This is a genomic window from Micrococcus sp. EYE_212 (assembly GCF_023147585.1).
In the GTDB taxonomy this organism is placed as follows: Bacteria; Actinomycetota; Actinomycetes; order Actinomycetales; family Micrococcaceae; genus Micrococcus.
In genome coordinates this window covers 81,105-95,837 of the sequence record NZ_JAHXOZ010000008.1, presented here as the reverse complement: position 1 = coordinate 95,837, position 14,733 = coordinate 81,105, and the positions used below count along the sequence as shown (strand labels likewise).

Sequence of the window (14,733 nt, the reverse complement as noted above, 5' to 3'; positions counted from 1 at the left end):
GAATCCGGCCCGCGGAGCCGGTGCAGGAGCCGACGTCGAGGGCTCCAGGTCTCCCCACCGGCAGATCGGATGGCGGGATGCTCCGCCGGACGGACCGCCGAAGGGACCGCCGTACAGGTCGATGGACGGGCGGCCGTACGGGTGGCTGGACGCACCGCCGGCCAGCCGCCCATGAGCTGGGCGCAGTACTGCCAAGCAACGCCGGGGGTTACCTGGCAGTACTGCGCCCAGCTGATGCCGCGCCGCGCTCACCTCGCCCGGACCACGCCGGCTCGCGCCCCGCCTCCCGCTCACGACCCGCCCCAGAACTCCGGCCCCGCCTCCCGCTCACACCCCGCGGAAGAACTCCCCCACCGCCGCGCTCAGCCACGCGGGGTCCTGCGCGCCGCACATCTCCCGGGCGGAGTGCATGGAGAGCAGGCCGATGCCCACGTCCACCGTCCGCACGCCCAGGCGCGTGGCGGAGATGGGGCCGATCGTGGAGCCGCACGGCATGTCGTTGTTCGAGACGAACGTCTGGAACGGCACGCCCGCCGCCGCGCACCAGCGCGCGAACGCGGCCTCGCCCTCGGCGTCCGTGGCGTAGCGCTGGTTCGCGTTGATCTTCAGCAGCGGGCCGGCGTTGACGCGCGGGTGGTTCACGGGATCGTGGCGCTCGGCGTAGTTGGGGTGGACGAGGTGCCCCGCATCCGCGGAGAGCAGCCACGAGCCCGCCCGCGAGCGCGCCCTCCCCTGGCCGCTCACGCCGAGCGCGTCCAGCACGCGGTCCATGACCTCCTCGAGCAGCGGCCCGCCCGCACCGGTGCGCGTGGCCGAGCCCACCTCCTCGTGGTCGAAGGCCGCCAGCACCGGCACGACGACGCCGCCCGCACCCCCGGCGCCCTCCTCGCCTGAACCGGGGGCCAGGGCCTCCATGGCCGCCAGCCCGGCGTGCACCGAGGAGAGGTTGTCGAGGCGGCCGGAGGCGAAGAACTCGCCGTTGGCGCCGAACGCCCCCGGGGCCTGTGCGTCCGCGACCACCACGTCCACGCCGCGCACCTCCGCCATGTCCACGCCCGCCTGGGCCGCGAGCAGCGCGATCACGTTGCCGCCGAGCTGCACGGACGCGGTGTCCCCACCGGCGGCCGAGCCCACGGCCGCGACGATGGGCTGCGTGTGGCGCTGGCGCTGGAGGGCCAGGCCGTCCGAGTTCACGTCGCGGTCCAGGTGGACGGCCAGCTGGGGGATGCGGCCCACGGGCCCGGTGGCGGCCAGCACCTGGGTGCCGTCCGCGAGCACGAGCCGGCCGGCGAAGCGCAGCTCCCGGTCCAGCCACGAGTTCAGCAGCGGCCCGCCGTACACCTCGACGCCGGCCTGGACCCAGCCGTCAGCCGTCACGCTCATGTGCTGCGGCTTGAGCTTGAAGCTGGGGGAGTCGGTGTGGGCGCCGAGCACGCGGAACGTCGGAACGCCGCCCACGCCCCGGCCCGCACGTCCAGCCGCACTCCCGTCCGCACGTCCAGCCGCACTCCCGTCCGCACTCCCGTCCGCGCCCTCCGGCACGATCCAGGCGATCACGGCGCCGTCACGCACCACCACGTACCCGCCGGGGGCGGCCGGGAAGTCGGCGGCCTCGTCCAGGCGGGTGAAGCCCGCGGCCTCGAGCCGGCGGGCGGTCTCGGCGGCGGCGTGGAAGCTGGAGGGGGAGGCCTGCACGAACGCGGCCAGGTCCTGCAGGTGGGCGGAGAGCGCGGGGGTGTCCGGGGTCACGGTGGTCATGTCCCGACCGTACCGCGCACCCCGGACGCGGCACCCGCACCGGGCACCTGCCTGCACCTGACGCCCGGCGGCCGGCGGCCCGCGGCCCGCGCCCGCAGCCCGCGGCCCGCGCCCCGGCACCCCCGCGCCCCGGCACCCCGGCACCCCGGCACCCCGGCACCCCGGCACCCCGCGCCCACGCCCGCGCCCCGCCCCCGTAGCCTGGGCGCGTCGCCGTCGTCGAGCGAGGAGGAGACGCCGTGGAGATCCTGACCGCCGTGGCCGTGGGGGTGTTCCTCATGGTGGCCTGGACCGTGGGCGGCTGGCTGATCGTGCGCATGGGCTTCGACCGGGACAGGGACGCCGCCCCGCACCGCACCCCCGGCGCCCCCGCCGTGGACCCCGGCACCGACCCCAATGCGGCCTGGCGGGCGCAGATGAAGGCCGCGACCGCCGCCTCGGGCGCCGTGTGCGCGTGCCCTCAGCCGGCCGGAGCCGCCGACGGCCGCGGCGCGGGTGCCGGCGTCACCGGCGCCGACGTCGTCGAGCCCTCCCCCGACTGCCCGATCCACCGCTGGGACTTCGCCTGACCGGAGCCGACCGCGCCGGGTGTCCCGAACGCGCCGGCGAGCGGGTCGGCGTCGGGACCGGCGCCCTCGGACTGCTTCACCAGGTCCTCCTCCGGGTGCAGGATCTCCCGCACCACGCGGGCGCAGAGCCAGAGGACGGCGAGCATGTGGGCGAGGATCGCGGCCACGTACACGGAGTCGTCCATGGAGTGCTGCGGCATGGAGCCGGCGGCGGTCTTGGCCAGGTTCATCCACACGGCGAAGAAGTGCAGGGCCTCCACGGTCTGCCACACCCAGAAGTCCCTCCAGCGCGGCAGGGCCAGCGCCATGAGCGGGATCAGCCAGATCACGAACTGCGGCGAGTACACCTTGTTCGTCAGCACGAACGCGGCCACCACGAGGAACGTCAGCTGCCCCAGGCGCGGGGTGTGCCGCGCGCGCACGCCGAGCACGAAGATCGCTGCGCAGCACACCGCGAACGCCCCGTAGGCCAACAGGGAGAGGGAGTCCGCCGGCACCCTCCCCCACCCGGCCTGGACGGCGACGACGTCCCACGCGTGCCACACGCTCGACAGGCCGGGGCCGCGCTCGCCGGAGAAGGTGAAGAACACGGACCACGCGTCGAAGTTGGCCACCATGAGGGGCACGTTGACGGCGGTCCACGCGAGCAGGGTGCCCGCCGTCGCCGTGAGGAACGGCGCCCAGCGGCGCGAGCGCACGGCCAGGATCAGCAGCGGCCCGAGGATGAGCAGCGGGTAGAGCTTCGTGGCGGCGCCGAGACCGAACAGCACACCCGCCCAGCCGGGCCGCCCGCGGGAGAACACCCACATGCCCCACGCCATCAGCGCCACGGCCCACAGGTCCCAGTTGATGGTGCCGGCCAGGATGATCCCGGGGGCCACGGCCACCATGAGCCCGTCCGTCCAGCGGCGGCCCGCGGTGCGCACGGTCAGCACGGCGACGGCGGCCCACAGCCCCGTGACGAACAGCAGGTTCACGATCCAGAACACGAGCGTGCCCTGCTCGGCGCCGAACGGGAGCCCCTGCGTGATCTGCGCGGTCACCGATCCCACGAGGGACATCAGCACGGGGTACTCGAAGGTGGACCCGGCCGCGAACGGCGCCCACGCGTTCTCCGCGAACCCCCGCCCGCCGTACAGCGCCGCCCAGTCCGAGTAGCACCCGGCGTAGTACACGTTGGGCGCGCCCCAGCCGTTCAGCAGGCACGGCGCCTTCTGCAGAAGGCTCACGACGGCGGCCAGCGCCACCAGCAGCCCGGCGAGGGCCGCGGGCGAGGCCCAGGATCCGGTCCCCCGGCCGGGGCCGTTCGCGGCCAGGCCCCCGGGGAGGGCGAACCGGCCCGCCCCGCGCCCGATGCGCGCCGCCGAGGCCGCCGCGTGTGCGCCCTCAGCGGAACGCGCGGCGGTGCCACGGCCCTGCTCGGAGGCCTCCCGGGACGGCCCGGAGAGGGCATGCGTGGGCGGCTCGTCAGGGGTGGCGGCGTGCGCCGGGGCCGGGCTCATGCTCCCATCCTAGGAAGCGCGGAGGACACCTCGTCGCGCCCCCGTGCCCCCGTGCGTCGTAAACTGGGGGCGCTGTTCCCCCGGGACAGTGCGCCCGCGCACCGCTGCGCGGGCCCCTCGTGCGCGCCCGCCGCGCCGAGCATCCATCCCGGATCCGCTGAGGAGAGAACCTGACCGTGGCCAAGAACCCCATCCGCGTCGCCATCGCCGGCGTGGGCAACTGCGCAACGTCCCTGATCCAGGGCGTGGAGTACTACCGCGACGCCGCGCCCACGGACGCCGTGCCCGGCCTGATGCACGTGCAGTTCGGGGACTACCACGTCTCCGACCTGGAGTTCGTGGCCGCGTTCGACGTGGACGCGAAGAAGGTGGGCCTGGACCTCTCCGAGGCGATCCTCGCCTCCGAGAACAACACCATTAAGATCGCCGACGTCCCCCACGCCGACGTCACCGTGCAGCGCGGCCCCACCTTGGACGGCCTCGGCAAGTACTACCGCGAGACCATCGAGGAGTCGGACGCGGAGCCCGTGGACGTCGCCCAGGCGCTCAAGGACGCGAAGGTGGACGTGCTCGTCTGCTACCTGCCCGTGGGCTCGCAGCAGGCGGCCGAGCACTACGCGCAGGCCGCGATCGACGCCGGCGTCGCCTTCGTCAACGCCCTGCCCGTGTTCATCGCCGGCACCCCCGCGTGGGCCGAGAAGTTCACCGCGGCCGGCGTGCCGATCGTGGGCGACGACATCAAGTCCCAGATCGGCGCCACCATCACCCACCGCGTGATGGCCAAGCTCTTCCAGGACCGCGGCGTGACCCTGGACCGCACGTACCAGCTCAACGTCGGCGGCAACATGGACTTCAAGAACATGCTCGAGCGCGAGCGCCTCGAGTCCAAGAAGATCTCCAAGACGCAGGCCGTCACCTCCAACACCACCGCGAAGCTCGCGGCGGACGACGTGCACATCGGTCCCTCCGACTACGTGGCCTGGCTCGACGACCGCAAGTGGGCCTTCGTGCGCCTCGAGGGCCGCAACTTCGGCGACGCCCCCGTCAGCCTCGAGTACAAGCTCGAGGTGTGGGACTCCCCCAACTCGGCCGGCGTGATCATCGACGCCGTGCGCGCCGCGAAGATCGCCCTGGACCGCGGCACCGGCGGCCCGATCCTCTCGGCGTCCTCGTACTTCATGAAGTCCCCGCCGGTCCAGCACAACGACGACGAGGCCCGCGAGCTCGTCGAGGCGTTCATCCGCGGCGACATCGAGCGCTGACGGACCGCACGCCGCACTGGGCGCAGTACTGCCAGGCAACCCACCGGGTTGCCTGGCAGTACTGCGCCCAGCTCATCTGGGGGAGGCCCCGGTGACCCCAAGGCCTCCCCCTCAGAAGAGCCCCGTCACCGTGCCGTCGTCGGCCACGTCCATGCGGTCGGCGGCCGGGGAGGCGGGCAGGCCCGGCATCGTCATGACGGCGCCGGTGAGCGCGACGACGAACCCGGCGCCCGTCTTCGCGGAGAGCTCGCGCACGGACACGGTGAACCCCTCGGGCGCGTTCAGGAGCGTGGGGTCGTCCGAGAACGAGTACTGCGTCTTGGCCATGCACACTGGCAGGCGGTCCAGTCCACGAGCACGCAGCTGCGCGAGCTGCCGCCGGGCCACGGGGCTCAGCTCCGCTCCGGCGCCCCCGTACACGCGGCGGACGACGGCCTGGATCCGCTCCTCCACCTCCATCCCCTCGGTCCACAGCCCGGTCAGCGGCGGCGCGGGCTCGCCCGGGGCCGGCAGGTGCTCCCCCAGCAGGCGGGCCAGCTCGAGGGCGCCCTCGCCGCCGCCGCCCCACACGTCCGCGACGGCCACGGGCACGCCGTTCTCCACGCCCCACGCGCGCAGCACGTCGAGCTCGGCGTCGTCGTCCTGCGTGAACCGGTTCACGGCGACGACGACGGGCACCCCGTACGCGCGCATGTTCCCGACGTGCCGCTCGAGGTTCGCCAGGCCGGCCCGCAGGGCGTCCACGTGCTCGGCGCGCACGTCGGCGAGGCCCCGGCCCGAGCGCTCGGCCGCCTCGGCGACGCCCGCCTTCACGTCCGGCAGCGCGATCCCGGCCTGCAGCTTGAGCGCGCGCACCGTGGCGACGACGACGGCGGCCGCGGGCGGGAACCCGCCGGCCACGGCCGTGATGTCCATGAACTTCTGTCCGCCGAGGTCCGCGCCGAACCCGGCCTCCGTGACCACGAGGTCTCCGAGCCGGCGGGCCGTGCGCGTGGCGATCACGGAGTTCGCCCCGTGGGCGATGTTCGCGAAGGGGCCGCCGTGCACGAGCGCGGGCGTGCCGCCGAGCGTCTGCACGAGGTTCGGCTCGATCGCGTCCTTGAGCAGCACGGCCATGGCCCCCTGGGCACCGTTCGGGCCGATCTGGGAGGCGGTGACGGCCTCGCCGTCGTACGTGTAGCCCACCGTGATGCGGCCGAGGCGGGCCTTGAGGTCGGCCAGGTCCGCGGCGAGGCAGAAGACGGCCATGGTCTCGGTCGCCACGGTGATCTCGAAGCCGCCCTCGCGCGGCACGCCCTGCGTGCGGCCGCCCAGGCCCGTGACGACATCGCGCAGCGTGCGGTCGTTCATGTCCAGGGCACGCTTCAGGGCGATGGTCCGCGGATCGATGCCCAGCGCGTTGCCCTGCTGCACGTGGTTGTCCACGAGGGCGCAGAGCAGGTTGTGCACGGAGGTGATGGCGTGGAAGTCGCCGGTGAAGTGCAGGTTGATGTCCTCCATGGGCACCACCTGCGCGCGGCCGCCGCCCGTGGCGCCGCCCTTGATGCCGAACACCGGCCCGAGGGAGGGCTCGCGGAGCGCGACGACGGTGCGGGCTCCGGCGACGGCGCCCGGCGCGTCCGGCTGCTGCGCCAGGAGGTTGAGGCCGTCGGCCAGGCCCACGGTGACGGTGGTCTTGCCCTCGCCGGCCGGCGTCGGGCTGATGCCGGTGACGAGCACGACGCGGCCGCGCTCGGGGGCGGTCAGCGCGTGGACGTCCACCTTGGCCATGTGCCGGCCGTAGGGGATGAGCAGGTCCTCGGCGATCCCGGCCTCGGCCGCGATCTCGGCGATCGGACGGATCGGATGGGCGGCGGCGATCTCGGCGTCGTTCATGGGGCCGATCCTGCCACCTGGCCCTCGCGGGCCGCCGCCCCTCAGCCCTCCGCGCCCTCCTGAGCCTCCGGCTGCTCCGCCCACCAGCGGCGCAGCTCGGCCTCGGCCACATCCGCCTCGTGCGGGCCCTCGTCGAGGCGCCACTCGAGCAGGTGCCGGTAGGCCCGCCCGACCACGGGGCCGGGGCGGAGGCCGAGCAGCGCCATGATCTGCTCGCCGTCCAGGTCCGGACGGACGGCCGCCATCTCCTCCGCCTCGGAGATCTCGGCGATGCGCCGCTCGAGGTCGTCGTACGCGTGGGCCAGGCGCTCGGCCTTGAGGCGGTTGCGCGTGGTCACGTCCGAGCGGGTCAGCGCGTGGAGACGCGGCAGGAGGTCCCCGGCGTCGTGCACGTAGCGGCGCACGGCGGAGTCGGTCCACCCGGCGTCCCCGTACCCGTAGAAGCGCATGTGCAGCTCCACGAGGCGGGCCACGGCCTTGATCGTGTCGTTGTCGAACTTCAGGGCGCGCAGCCGCTTGCGCACCAGCTTGGCGCCCACGTTCTCGTGGTGCCGGAACGTCACGGCGCCGCCCTTCTCGAAGCGGCGCGTGGCGGGCTTGCCGACGTCGTGCAGCAGCGCGGCGAGGCGCAGGACGACGTCGGGCCGCTCCGGGGAGTACTCCGCCTCCAGCTGGGCGGCCTGCTCGAGCACCGTGAGGGAGTGGTCGTAGACGTCCTTGTGGCGGTGGTGCTCGTCCGTCTCCAGCTTCAGCGCGGGCAGCTCGGGCAGCACGTGCTCGGCCAGGCCGGTGCGGACCAGCAGGTCCAGCCCGCGCCGCGGGTGGGCGCCGCACACGAGCTTCACGAGCTCCTCCCGCACGCGCTCGGCGGAGATGATCGCGATGCGCTCGGCCATGGCCGTCATCGCGGCCTCCACCTCGGGCGCCACCTCGAAGCCGAGCTGGGAGGCGAAGCGGGCGGCGCGCAGCATGCGCAGCGGGTCGTCCGAGAAGGAGTCCTCGGGGGTGCCGGGGGTGCGCAGCGCGCCCGCGGCGAGGTCCCGCACGCCGCCGTGCGGGTCCACGAGAGCCATCTCGGGCAGGCGCAGGGCCATCGCGTTCACGGTGAAGTCGCGGCGGAAGAGGTCGTCCTCGAGGCTGTCCCCGAAGGCCACCTGCGGCTTGCGGCTCTCCGGGTCGTACTGCTCGGCGCGGTAGGTGGTCACCTCCAGCTGCCAGCCGCCCTTGCGGAAGCCGATCGTCCCGAACCGCCGGCCCACGTCCCACGTGGCGTCCGCCCAGCCGGCGCCCACGGCCTCGGCGGCGTCCGGGTCCGCGTCCGTGGTGAAGTCCAGGTCCCCCGAGTCCCGCCCCAGGAAGAGGTCGCGCACCGGGCCGCCCACGAGGGACAGCTCGTGCCCGGCGCCGGCGAACCTCTCCCCCAGCTCCACGACGACGGCGGGCAGGGAGGCGTCCGCGGGGAAGCCGGGGGGCAGTGCGAGGGAGTCGTGGCTCAGTTCCATGATGCCTACAAGGGTGCCAGACCCTCTCCGCCCCGGCTCCGCGCCCGCCGCGTTAGAGTTGTGGGCATGACCAGCCCCGATCCTTCTGCGCACCGGGGCGCCCCCCTGCCCTCCGCACTGGGGCTGCGACGACGTCGTCCCGAGCCCGTCCGAGCGGAGGTTCCCCCCGTCGTCGCGCCGCGGGCCCCCGGGGCGGCCGGACTGCCCACCGTCGAGGAGGTCTCCGCCGGCGGCATCGTGATCCGCGAGCACGAGGACGGCCTCGAGGTGGCCATCATCGCCCGGTACAACCGCGGCGGACGCCTCGAGTGGTGCCTGCCCAAGGGCCACCCCGAGGGCGCCGAGGACCACCGCCAGGCGGCCGTGCGCGAAGTCGAGGAGGAGACCGGGATCGCCGGGCACATCCTCGAGCCGCTGGGCTCCATCGACTACTGGTTCACCGTGTCCCGCCACCGCGTGCACAAGACCGTGCACCACTTCCTGCTGCGCGCGACCGGCGGCGAGCTGACCATCGAGAACGACCCGGACCACGAGGCCGTGGACGTGGCGTGGGTGCGCCTCGAGGACGTCGCGCGGCGCCTCTCCTTCGCCAACGAGCGCCGGATCGTGGACCTGGCGCGGCGGATCGTGGACCAGCACTTCCCCGCGGGCGGCGCCCGCGACCACCGCCCCTGAACCCCGGCCCCGAGCGCGGGGCCGCCTGAGAACGACGGGTGACCCCCATGAGCAGCAGACCTGCCCCGCGCCGCGCGCTGGAGACCGCCCCGGCCGCCACCCCCACCCAGGACGAGGTGACCGCCGAGGGGGCCGCGCAGACCGCCTCCCCCGGGGCGACGCCCTCGGCGGCCACCGAGGCCACGGCGCCCGCCGACGTCGTGCCGGAGGGCGAGCAGCGCGCCGCCCGCTCCACCGCGATCATGGCCGCGGGAACGCTCGTCTCCCGCGTGCTGGGCTTCGTGCGCACCATCCTGCTGGCGGTCGCGATCGGCTCGACCGCGCTCGTGGCGGACGTCTTCGAGTCCGCGAACACGATCCCCAACGTGATCTACATGCTGCTCGCGGGCGGCATCTTCAACGTGGTGCTCGTGCCCCAGCTGATCAAGCACGCGAAGGACGCCGACCGCGGCGCGGACTACACCTCGCGCCTCATGACCCTGGCGACCCTCGTGATGGCGGCGTTCACGGTGCTGCTGACGCTGGCCGCCGCGCCCCTCATGAGCACCCTCACCGCGGGCTGGTCCGAGCCGATGCTCGCGCTCGGCACGGTCCTGGCCGTCTGGACCCTGCCCCAGGTGTTCTTCTACGGGATGTACGCGATCGTGGGCCAGGTGCTCAACGCCCACGGGCGGTTCGGCGCGTACATGTGGGCGCCCGTGGTGAACAACGTGGTCGCGATCGCCACGATCGTCCTCTACCTCGTGATGTTCGGCCGCTACTCGGGCGGGGACCAGCTCGCGGAGTGGACCACCACGCAGACCATGGTGCTCGCCGGCGGCCACACCCTGGGCATCGTGGCGCAGGCGCTCATCCTGTTCCTGCCCCTGCGGAGACTCGGCCTGGGCCTGCGCCCCACGTTCGGCTGGAGGGGCATGGGCCTGCGCTCCACGGGCAGGCTCGCGGGCTGGACCCTGCTGACCATGCTGGTCGGCAACGTGGTCAACCTGCTGTGCACCCGCATCGTCACCGGCGCGACGGCGGCCCGCGCGGACGCCTCCGCCCGCATCCCCGGCACGGAGGACTGGTCCGACGCCTTCGCGCAGGCCGCGGTGCCCGGGCTCCAGGCGTACAACGTGGGCATGCTGATCGCGATCCTGCCGCACTCGGTGTTCGTGATCTCCCTGGCCACCGTGCTCTTCAACCGGCTCACCCGCGCCGTGGGCAGGGGCGACGACGGGGCCGTCCGCGACTCCCTGCGCTCCGGCCTGCGGGCGTTCACGGTGCCGCTGCTCTTCGCCGTGGGCCTCTACGTGGTGCTCGCCGGGCCCCTGGGCCGCATCTTCGGCTCCTCCGCGGACACCGCGCTGGCCTCCGGCGTGGCGATCGGCCAGATCCTCCTCATCCTGGCCGCGGGCCTGCCGTTCCGCTCCGCGAGCTTCTACCTGCTGCGCAGCTTCTACGCGGCCGAGGACGCCCGGACGCCCATGGTCATCCAGGTGACCTCCGCCCTCGGGATGCTGGTGCTCGCGTACGCCGGCGCCTGGGTGCTCCCGGCCTGGTCGTTCGGCCACTGGGTGGCCGCCGTCGGCACGCTCTCCTACGTCTATCAGTTCGTGGTCGCCCACGTGCTGACGGCGCGGCGCATCGGCGACTACGGCCTGGCCTCCGTGGTGGCCGCGCACGCGCAGACCGGCCTGGCGGCCCTCGTGGCCGCGGTGCCGGGCGCGGCGGTGGTGTGGATGCTCGGCGGCTACGACGGCGGCTACGCGTGGGACTCCATCCTGACGGCGCTGCTCACCTGCGCACTGACAGGCGCCGTGATGGCCCCCGTCTACCTGATGGTGCTGCGGGCCCTGCGCTTCCCCGAGCTCGACGACGCGCTGCGGCCGATCGTCAGCCGCGTGCCGGCCCTGGGCCGCGTGCTCGGCTCCCGTTCCCCCTCCGCCCGCTGACCCCGCCCCCGACCCGCCGTGGCGGGCCCCGCCCCAGTATCATCGGGATTCGTCCCCGTCGTCAGGAGAAGACCCCGTGACCCAGCCCCTCGCCGTCGGTTCCGTCCTGGGCGGCCGCTACCGCATCACCGAGCACCTGGTCACGTCCGCGGACCAGAACCTCGTGTTCCTCGGCGCCGACCAGGTCCTCAACCGACGCGTCACCATCCTGGTGGCCTCAAGGGAGGACGCGGCCCAGGTGGCCACCTCCGCACGGGAGCTGGCCACGGGCGAGCGCCAGGACGACGTCCAGGTCCTGGACCTGGGGCTCAGCGAGGGGCGGACCTACCTGATCGCCGGCGGCGGGCCCGACCCGGACGTCCTGCTGGGCCTGGCCTACCCCCAGGAGGTGTTCGTCGAACCGTTCCAGACCGACACCCTGGGCTCGGAGATCTTCGGCGAGGCGCGCCGGGGCGAGGCGCACCGCTACGAGGACGACGAGGACTACTACTCCGACCTCGACCGGCAGCTGCGCGCCGACGAGGAGCAGTCGCGGCGCCGCCCGGGCATCCTGAACCGCATCTCGGACCGCCTCACCGAGCGGATCCGCCCCGCGGACGGCACCGCGGCCAAGGCCGCCGCGGCGGCCTCCGCCCTCGCCGCCGCCGCCGCCACCACGCGCGCCCGCGTCGAGGAGGTCAAGGCCCGAGAGGAGCGCGCGGCCTCGGAGCAGGCCGACGCCCAGCAGTCTGAGCTGAGGCCGCGGGACGAGCTCACGCAGGAACCCGATCCCACGGAGTCCGTCGCCGTCGTCCAGGCGGACGGCGCCACCGACGCCCCGACGGCGAACGAGGCCGCCGACGCCCCGACCGAGACGCAGGCCGACGCGTCCGAGACCCTCGAGGATGCCGCGGCCACGCCGTCCACGGAGACTCGCGCACCCGCTCCGACGCACCCCGAGGAGCCGTCGGCTGACACCGCGACCTCCTGGCGGGCCGACGTCGCCGCGGCCACGGTGGCCGCCACCGGCGCCGAGCCGGCGCAGCGCACCCGTCCCGCGCCCCGCCGCGCGCTGCCCGCCTTCACGCCACTGAGCACCACCCCGGGCACGGAGGGCGGGGAGACGCCCGCAGCGTCGTCCGGGGAGTCCCCCGACGCGTCCCGCGCCCCGCTGACCCCCATCGCTCCCCTGGCCCCCGACGCCCTGCCGCGCGCCGAGGAGGCGGCGGCGCGCCCCGCCGTCGCCCCCGACCACGTCCACGACGCCGAGGCCGGCTCCCGCGCCGAGGCCCCGGAGGGCTCGGGCGGACGGTCGAAGTGGCTGCTGCCCCTGCTGATCCTCCTGGGCCTGCTGGCCGCGGTGGCCCTGGGCTTCCTGCTGCTGAACCAGAACCTGCGCGCCGTGCCGGCGGCGGAGAGCTCCTCCCCCGCCGCACCCCCGGCGGCCTCGTCGTCACCAGCCTCCTCCCCCGCGGAGACGGCCACCAGCGCGGCCGAGTCCGAGACGCAGTCCCCGGCCGAGTCCGCGGCCCCGGCGGCGAGCTCCCCCGCCGCGACCGGGGGCGCGTCGTCGTCGGAGACGGCCCCCGCCGGGCGCCCCCGCGCCGCGGGCGTGGCCCGGTCCGTCCCGGACATGCCGAGCCTGGAGGACGCCCACGACGGCGAGCTGGACAGCCTCGTGGACGGCGACACGTCCACGGCCTGGCAGAGCTACACCTACACGCGCCCCAACTTCGGCGGCTACGTGGCCTCGATGGACCTCGCGGTCGCCCTCGAGGAGCCGGCCCGGGTGAACGAGGTCGTGGTCGACCACGCCGGCGGCTCCGGCGGTGCGTTCACGGTGCTCCTGGCGGACTCCCCCGACGGGGAGAACGCCCGCGAGATCGGCCAGGGGACCTTCGACGCCGACCGCTCCGTGGTCCCTGTGGAAGCCGACGACGCGGCGGCCGGCCACGTGATCCTCCGCATCACCTCCCTGCCCCGCCTGGAGGCCGGGGGCGGCGAGCGCCCGTACGGACTGCGCCTGACGGAGGTCACCGTCCGCTGAGCCGTCCCACGCGGGGCGTCGGGAACCACCCGGGGCGCCTGCGGGCGGAATACCCGGGGCGCGGCCCGCTGTTGTGCCGGGTGAGCGTCCGTCATCCCGACCCCATCTGGAGGAACCCCCGTGGCACCCACCGATCAGGACCCGAGCGTCCGCAACGTCGCCATCATCGGCTCCGGCCCGGCCGGCTACACCGCCGCGATCTACACCGCGCGCGCCCACCTGGAGCCCGTGCTGCTGGCCGGCTCGGTGACGGCCGGCGGCGAGCTGATGAACACCACCGAGGTGGAGAACTTCCCCGGCTTCCCAGAGGGCATCCAGGGCCCGGAGCTGATGGCCAACCTCGAAGCCCAGGCCCGCCGCTTCGAGACGGAGGTGCGCTACGACGACGTCGTGGAGGCCGACCTCACCTCCACCCCCAAGGTGCTCACCCTGGGCGACGGCACGCGGATCAGCGCCCACGCCGTCATCATGACGACCGGCTCGGCCTACCGCGAGCTGGGCGTGGAGGGCGAGAAGCGCCTCTCCGGTCACGGTGTGAGCTGGTGCGCCACGTGCGACGGCTTCTTCTTCCGCGACCAGCACATCGCCGTGGTGGGCGGCGGCGACTCCGCGATGGAGGAGGCCCTCTTCCTCACCAAGTTCGCCTCCAAGGTCACCGTCCTGGTCCGGAAGGACTCGCTGCGGGCCTCGAAGATCATGGCGCGCCGTGCCGAGGAGAACGAGAAGATCGAGTTCCGCTGGAACACCGAGGTCGTCGAACTCGTGGGCGCGGACAAGCTCGAGTCGGTGCGCCTGCGGGACACCGCGACCGGCGAGGAGTCGACCCTGGACGTCACCGGCCTGTTCGTGGCGATCGGCCACGATCCGCGCACCGACCTGGTGCAGGGCCAGCTCGAGCTCACCGAGCACGGCACGATCCGCATCGACCACCCGTCCTCCCGCACGTCGGTGCCCGGCGTCTTCGCGGCCGGCGACGTCACCGACCACAGCTACCGCCAGGCCATCACCGCGGCCGGCTCCGGCTGCGTGGCCGCCCAGGACGTCGAGCACTACCTGGCCACCGTCGCGGACGTGGAGGAGGCCGCCCCGGCCGAGCCGGCCTCCGACAGCGTGCCGGCATGACCGTCTGACGTTTGACCCGTGAGATTCGCGGGACTGCGTCACCCTCGTACCAAAGAACGACCCTGAACCCGTCTCGAACCGACAACCAGGAGGCTCCCATGAGCACCATCACCGTCACCGATGCCGACTTCCAGCAGAAGGTCCTCGACTCCGAGCTCCCCGTCCTCGTGGACTTCTGGGCGGAGTGGTGCGGCCCGTGCCGCATGCTCGGCCCCGTCCTCGAGGAGATGTCCGACGACTACGAGGGCAAGGTCGTCATCGCCAAGGTGAACGTGGACGAGAACCCGGCCTCGGCCGCCCAGTACGGCGTGACCTCGATCCCGCTGGTCCTCGGATTCCAGGGCGGCCAGAAGGTCGCCGAGTCCGTGGGCGCCAAGCCCAAGGCGGCGCTGGAGAAGGAGTTCTCCGCGCTGCTGGGCTGATCAGTTCCCCTGACTCACGCAGCAGGGCCCCCTCCAGACGGAGGGGGCCCTGCTGTGTCCGCGGACGCGGACCGATGAGCGGTGTG

At 74.1% G+C, this 14,733-nt stretch carries 11 protein-coding genes; 7 read left to right on the top strand and 4 right to left on the bottom strand.

The features are described from left to right. Nucleotides 1–327: 327 nt before the first annotated feature. Nucleotides 328–1,758, bottom strand: a complete 1,431-nt coding sequence (locus tag KZX60_RS06895; RefSeq protein WP_248116763.1) for a M18 family aminopeptidase — start codon at nt 1,756–1,758, stop codon at nt 328–330. Between the two features lie 239 nt (nt 1,759–1,997). Here KZX60_RS06895 and KZX60_RS06890 point away from each other — a divergent pair, with 239 nt between their 5' ends. Beyond that, complete coding sequence (locus KZX60_RS06890; protein ID WP_248116761.1) at nt 1,998–2,327, top strand: hypothetical protein; 330 nt, start codon at nt 1,998–2,000, stop codon at nt 2,325–2,327. On the opposite strand, the gene KZX60_RS06885 is transcribed toward KZX60_RS06890, so the two are convergent. After that, entirely contained in the window at nt 2,219–3,829 is a 1,611-nt protein-coding gene (locus KZX60_RS06885) for a glycosyltransferase 87 family protein (protein ID WP_248116760.1), read from the bottom strand. The genes KZX60_RS06890 and KZX60_RS06885 overlap by 109 nt on opposite strands. Nucleotides 3,830–4,005: 176 nt before the next feature. Between KZX60_RS06885 and KZX60_RS06880 the strand changes: the two genes are divergently transcribed. Beyond that, nucleotides 4,006–5,091, top strand: a complete 1,086-nt coding sequence (locus KZX60_RS06880) for an inositol-3-phosphate synthase (protein WP_248116758.1) — start codon at nt 4,006–4,008, stop codon at nt 5,089–5,091. Nucleotides 5,092–5,202: 111 nt separating this feature from the next. On the opposite strand, the gene KZX60_RS06875 is transcribed toward KZX60_RS06880, so the two are convergent. Next, nucleotides 5,203–6,966 carry a formate--tetrahydrofolate ligase gene (locus KZX60_RS06875; RefSeq protein WP_248116756.1) on the bottom strand — a complete coding sequence of 588 codons (1,764 nt, stop codon included), beginning with the start codon at nt 6,964–6,966 and terminating at the stop codon, nt 5,203–5,205. A gap of 41 nt (nt 6,967–7,007) precedes the next feature. Then, nucleotides 7,008–8,468: a CCA tRNA nucleotidyltransferase gene (locus KZX60_RS06870; protein WP_248116754.1), complete on the bottom strand. Its 1,461-nt coding sequence runs from the start codon at nt 8,466–8,468 to the stop codon at nt 7,008–7,010. 66 nt (nt 8,469–8,534) lie between these two features. Between KZX60_RS06870 and KZX60_RS06865 the strand changes: the two genes are divergently transcribed. From KZX60_RS06865 to trxA, 5 genes are all read left to right on the top strand, one after another. After that, the gene (locus KZX60_RS06865; RefSeq protein ID WP_248116752.1) at nt 8,535–9,143 is read left to right on the top strand and encodes an NUDIX hydrolase; all 609 of its coding nucleotides are present in this window, start codon (nt 8,535–8,537) and stop codon (nt 9,141–9,143) included. Between the two features lie 47 nt (nt 9,144–9,190). Beyond that, nucleotides 9,191–11,077 (top strand): lipid II flippase MurJ, encoded by a 1,887-nt coding sequence (locus KZX60_RS06860; protein WP_248116750.1) that lies wholly within the window; start codon nt 9,191–9,193, stop codon nt 11,075–11,077. Nucleotides 11,078–11,153: 76 nt separating this feature from the next. Continuing rightward, nucleotides 11,154–13,103 carry a hypothetical protein gene (locus tag KZX60_RS06855; RefSeq protein ID WP_248116748.1) on the top strand — a complete coding sequence of 650 codons (1,950 nt, stop codon included), beginning with the start codon at nt 11,154–11,156 and terminating at the stop codon, nt 13,101–13,103. A gap of 120 nt (nt 13,104–13,223) precedes the next feature. Then, nucleotides 13,224–14,225 (top strand): thioredoxin-disulfide reductase, encoded by a 1,002-nt coding sequence (gene trxB, locus KZX60_RS06850; protein WP_248116747.1) that lies wholly within the window; start codon nt 13,224–13,226, stop codon nt 14,223–14,225. A 98-nt stretch (nt 14,226–14,323) separates the two neighbouring features. After that, nucleotides 14,324–14,647 carry a thioredoxin gene (gene trxA, locus KZX60_RS06845; RefSeq protein WP_248116745.1) on the top strand — a complete coding sequence of 108 codons (324 nt, stop codon included), beginning with the start codon at nt 14,324–14,326 and terminating at the stop codon, nt 14,645–14,647. The last annotated feature ends 86 nt before the right edge of the window (nt 14,648–14,733 follow it).

What these genes read in the sequence shown, in the direction of transcription:
- KZX60_RS06870 (WP_248116754.1), bottom strand. Translation starts at nt 8,468, where the DNA reads ATGGAACTGAGCCACGACTCCCTCGCACTGCCCCCCGGCTTCCCCGCG.
- KZX60_RS06860 (WP_248116750.1), top strand. Translation starts at nt 9,191, where the DNA reads ATGAGCAGCAGACCTGCCCCGCGCCGCGCGCTGGAGACCGCCCCGGCC.
- KZX60_RS06875 (WP_248116756.1), bottom strand. Translation starts at nt 6,966, where the DNA reads ATGAACGACGCCGAGATCGCCGCCGCCCATCCGATCCGTCCGATCGCC.
- trxA (WP_248116745.1), top strand. Translation starts at nt 14,324, where the DNA reads ATGAGCACCATCACCGTCACCGATGCCGACTTCCAGCAGAAGGTCCTC.
- KZX60_RS06895 (WP_248116763.1), bottom strand. Translation starts at nt 1,758, where the DNA reads ATGACCACCGTGACCCCGGACACCCCCGCGCTCTCCGCCCACCTGCAG.
- KZX60_RS06865 (WP_248116752.1), top strand. Translation starts at nt 8,535, where the DNA reads ATGACCAGCCCCGATCCTTCTGCGCACCGGGGCGCCCCCCTGCCCTCC.
- KZX60_RS06885 (WP_248116760.1), bottom strand. Translation starts at nt 3,829, where the DNA reads ATGAGCCCGGCCCCGGCGCACGCCGCCACCCCTGACGAGCCGCCCACG.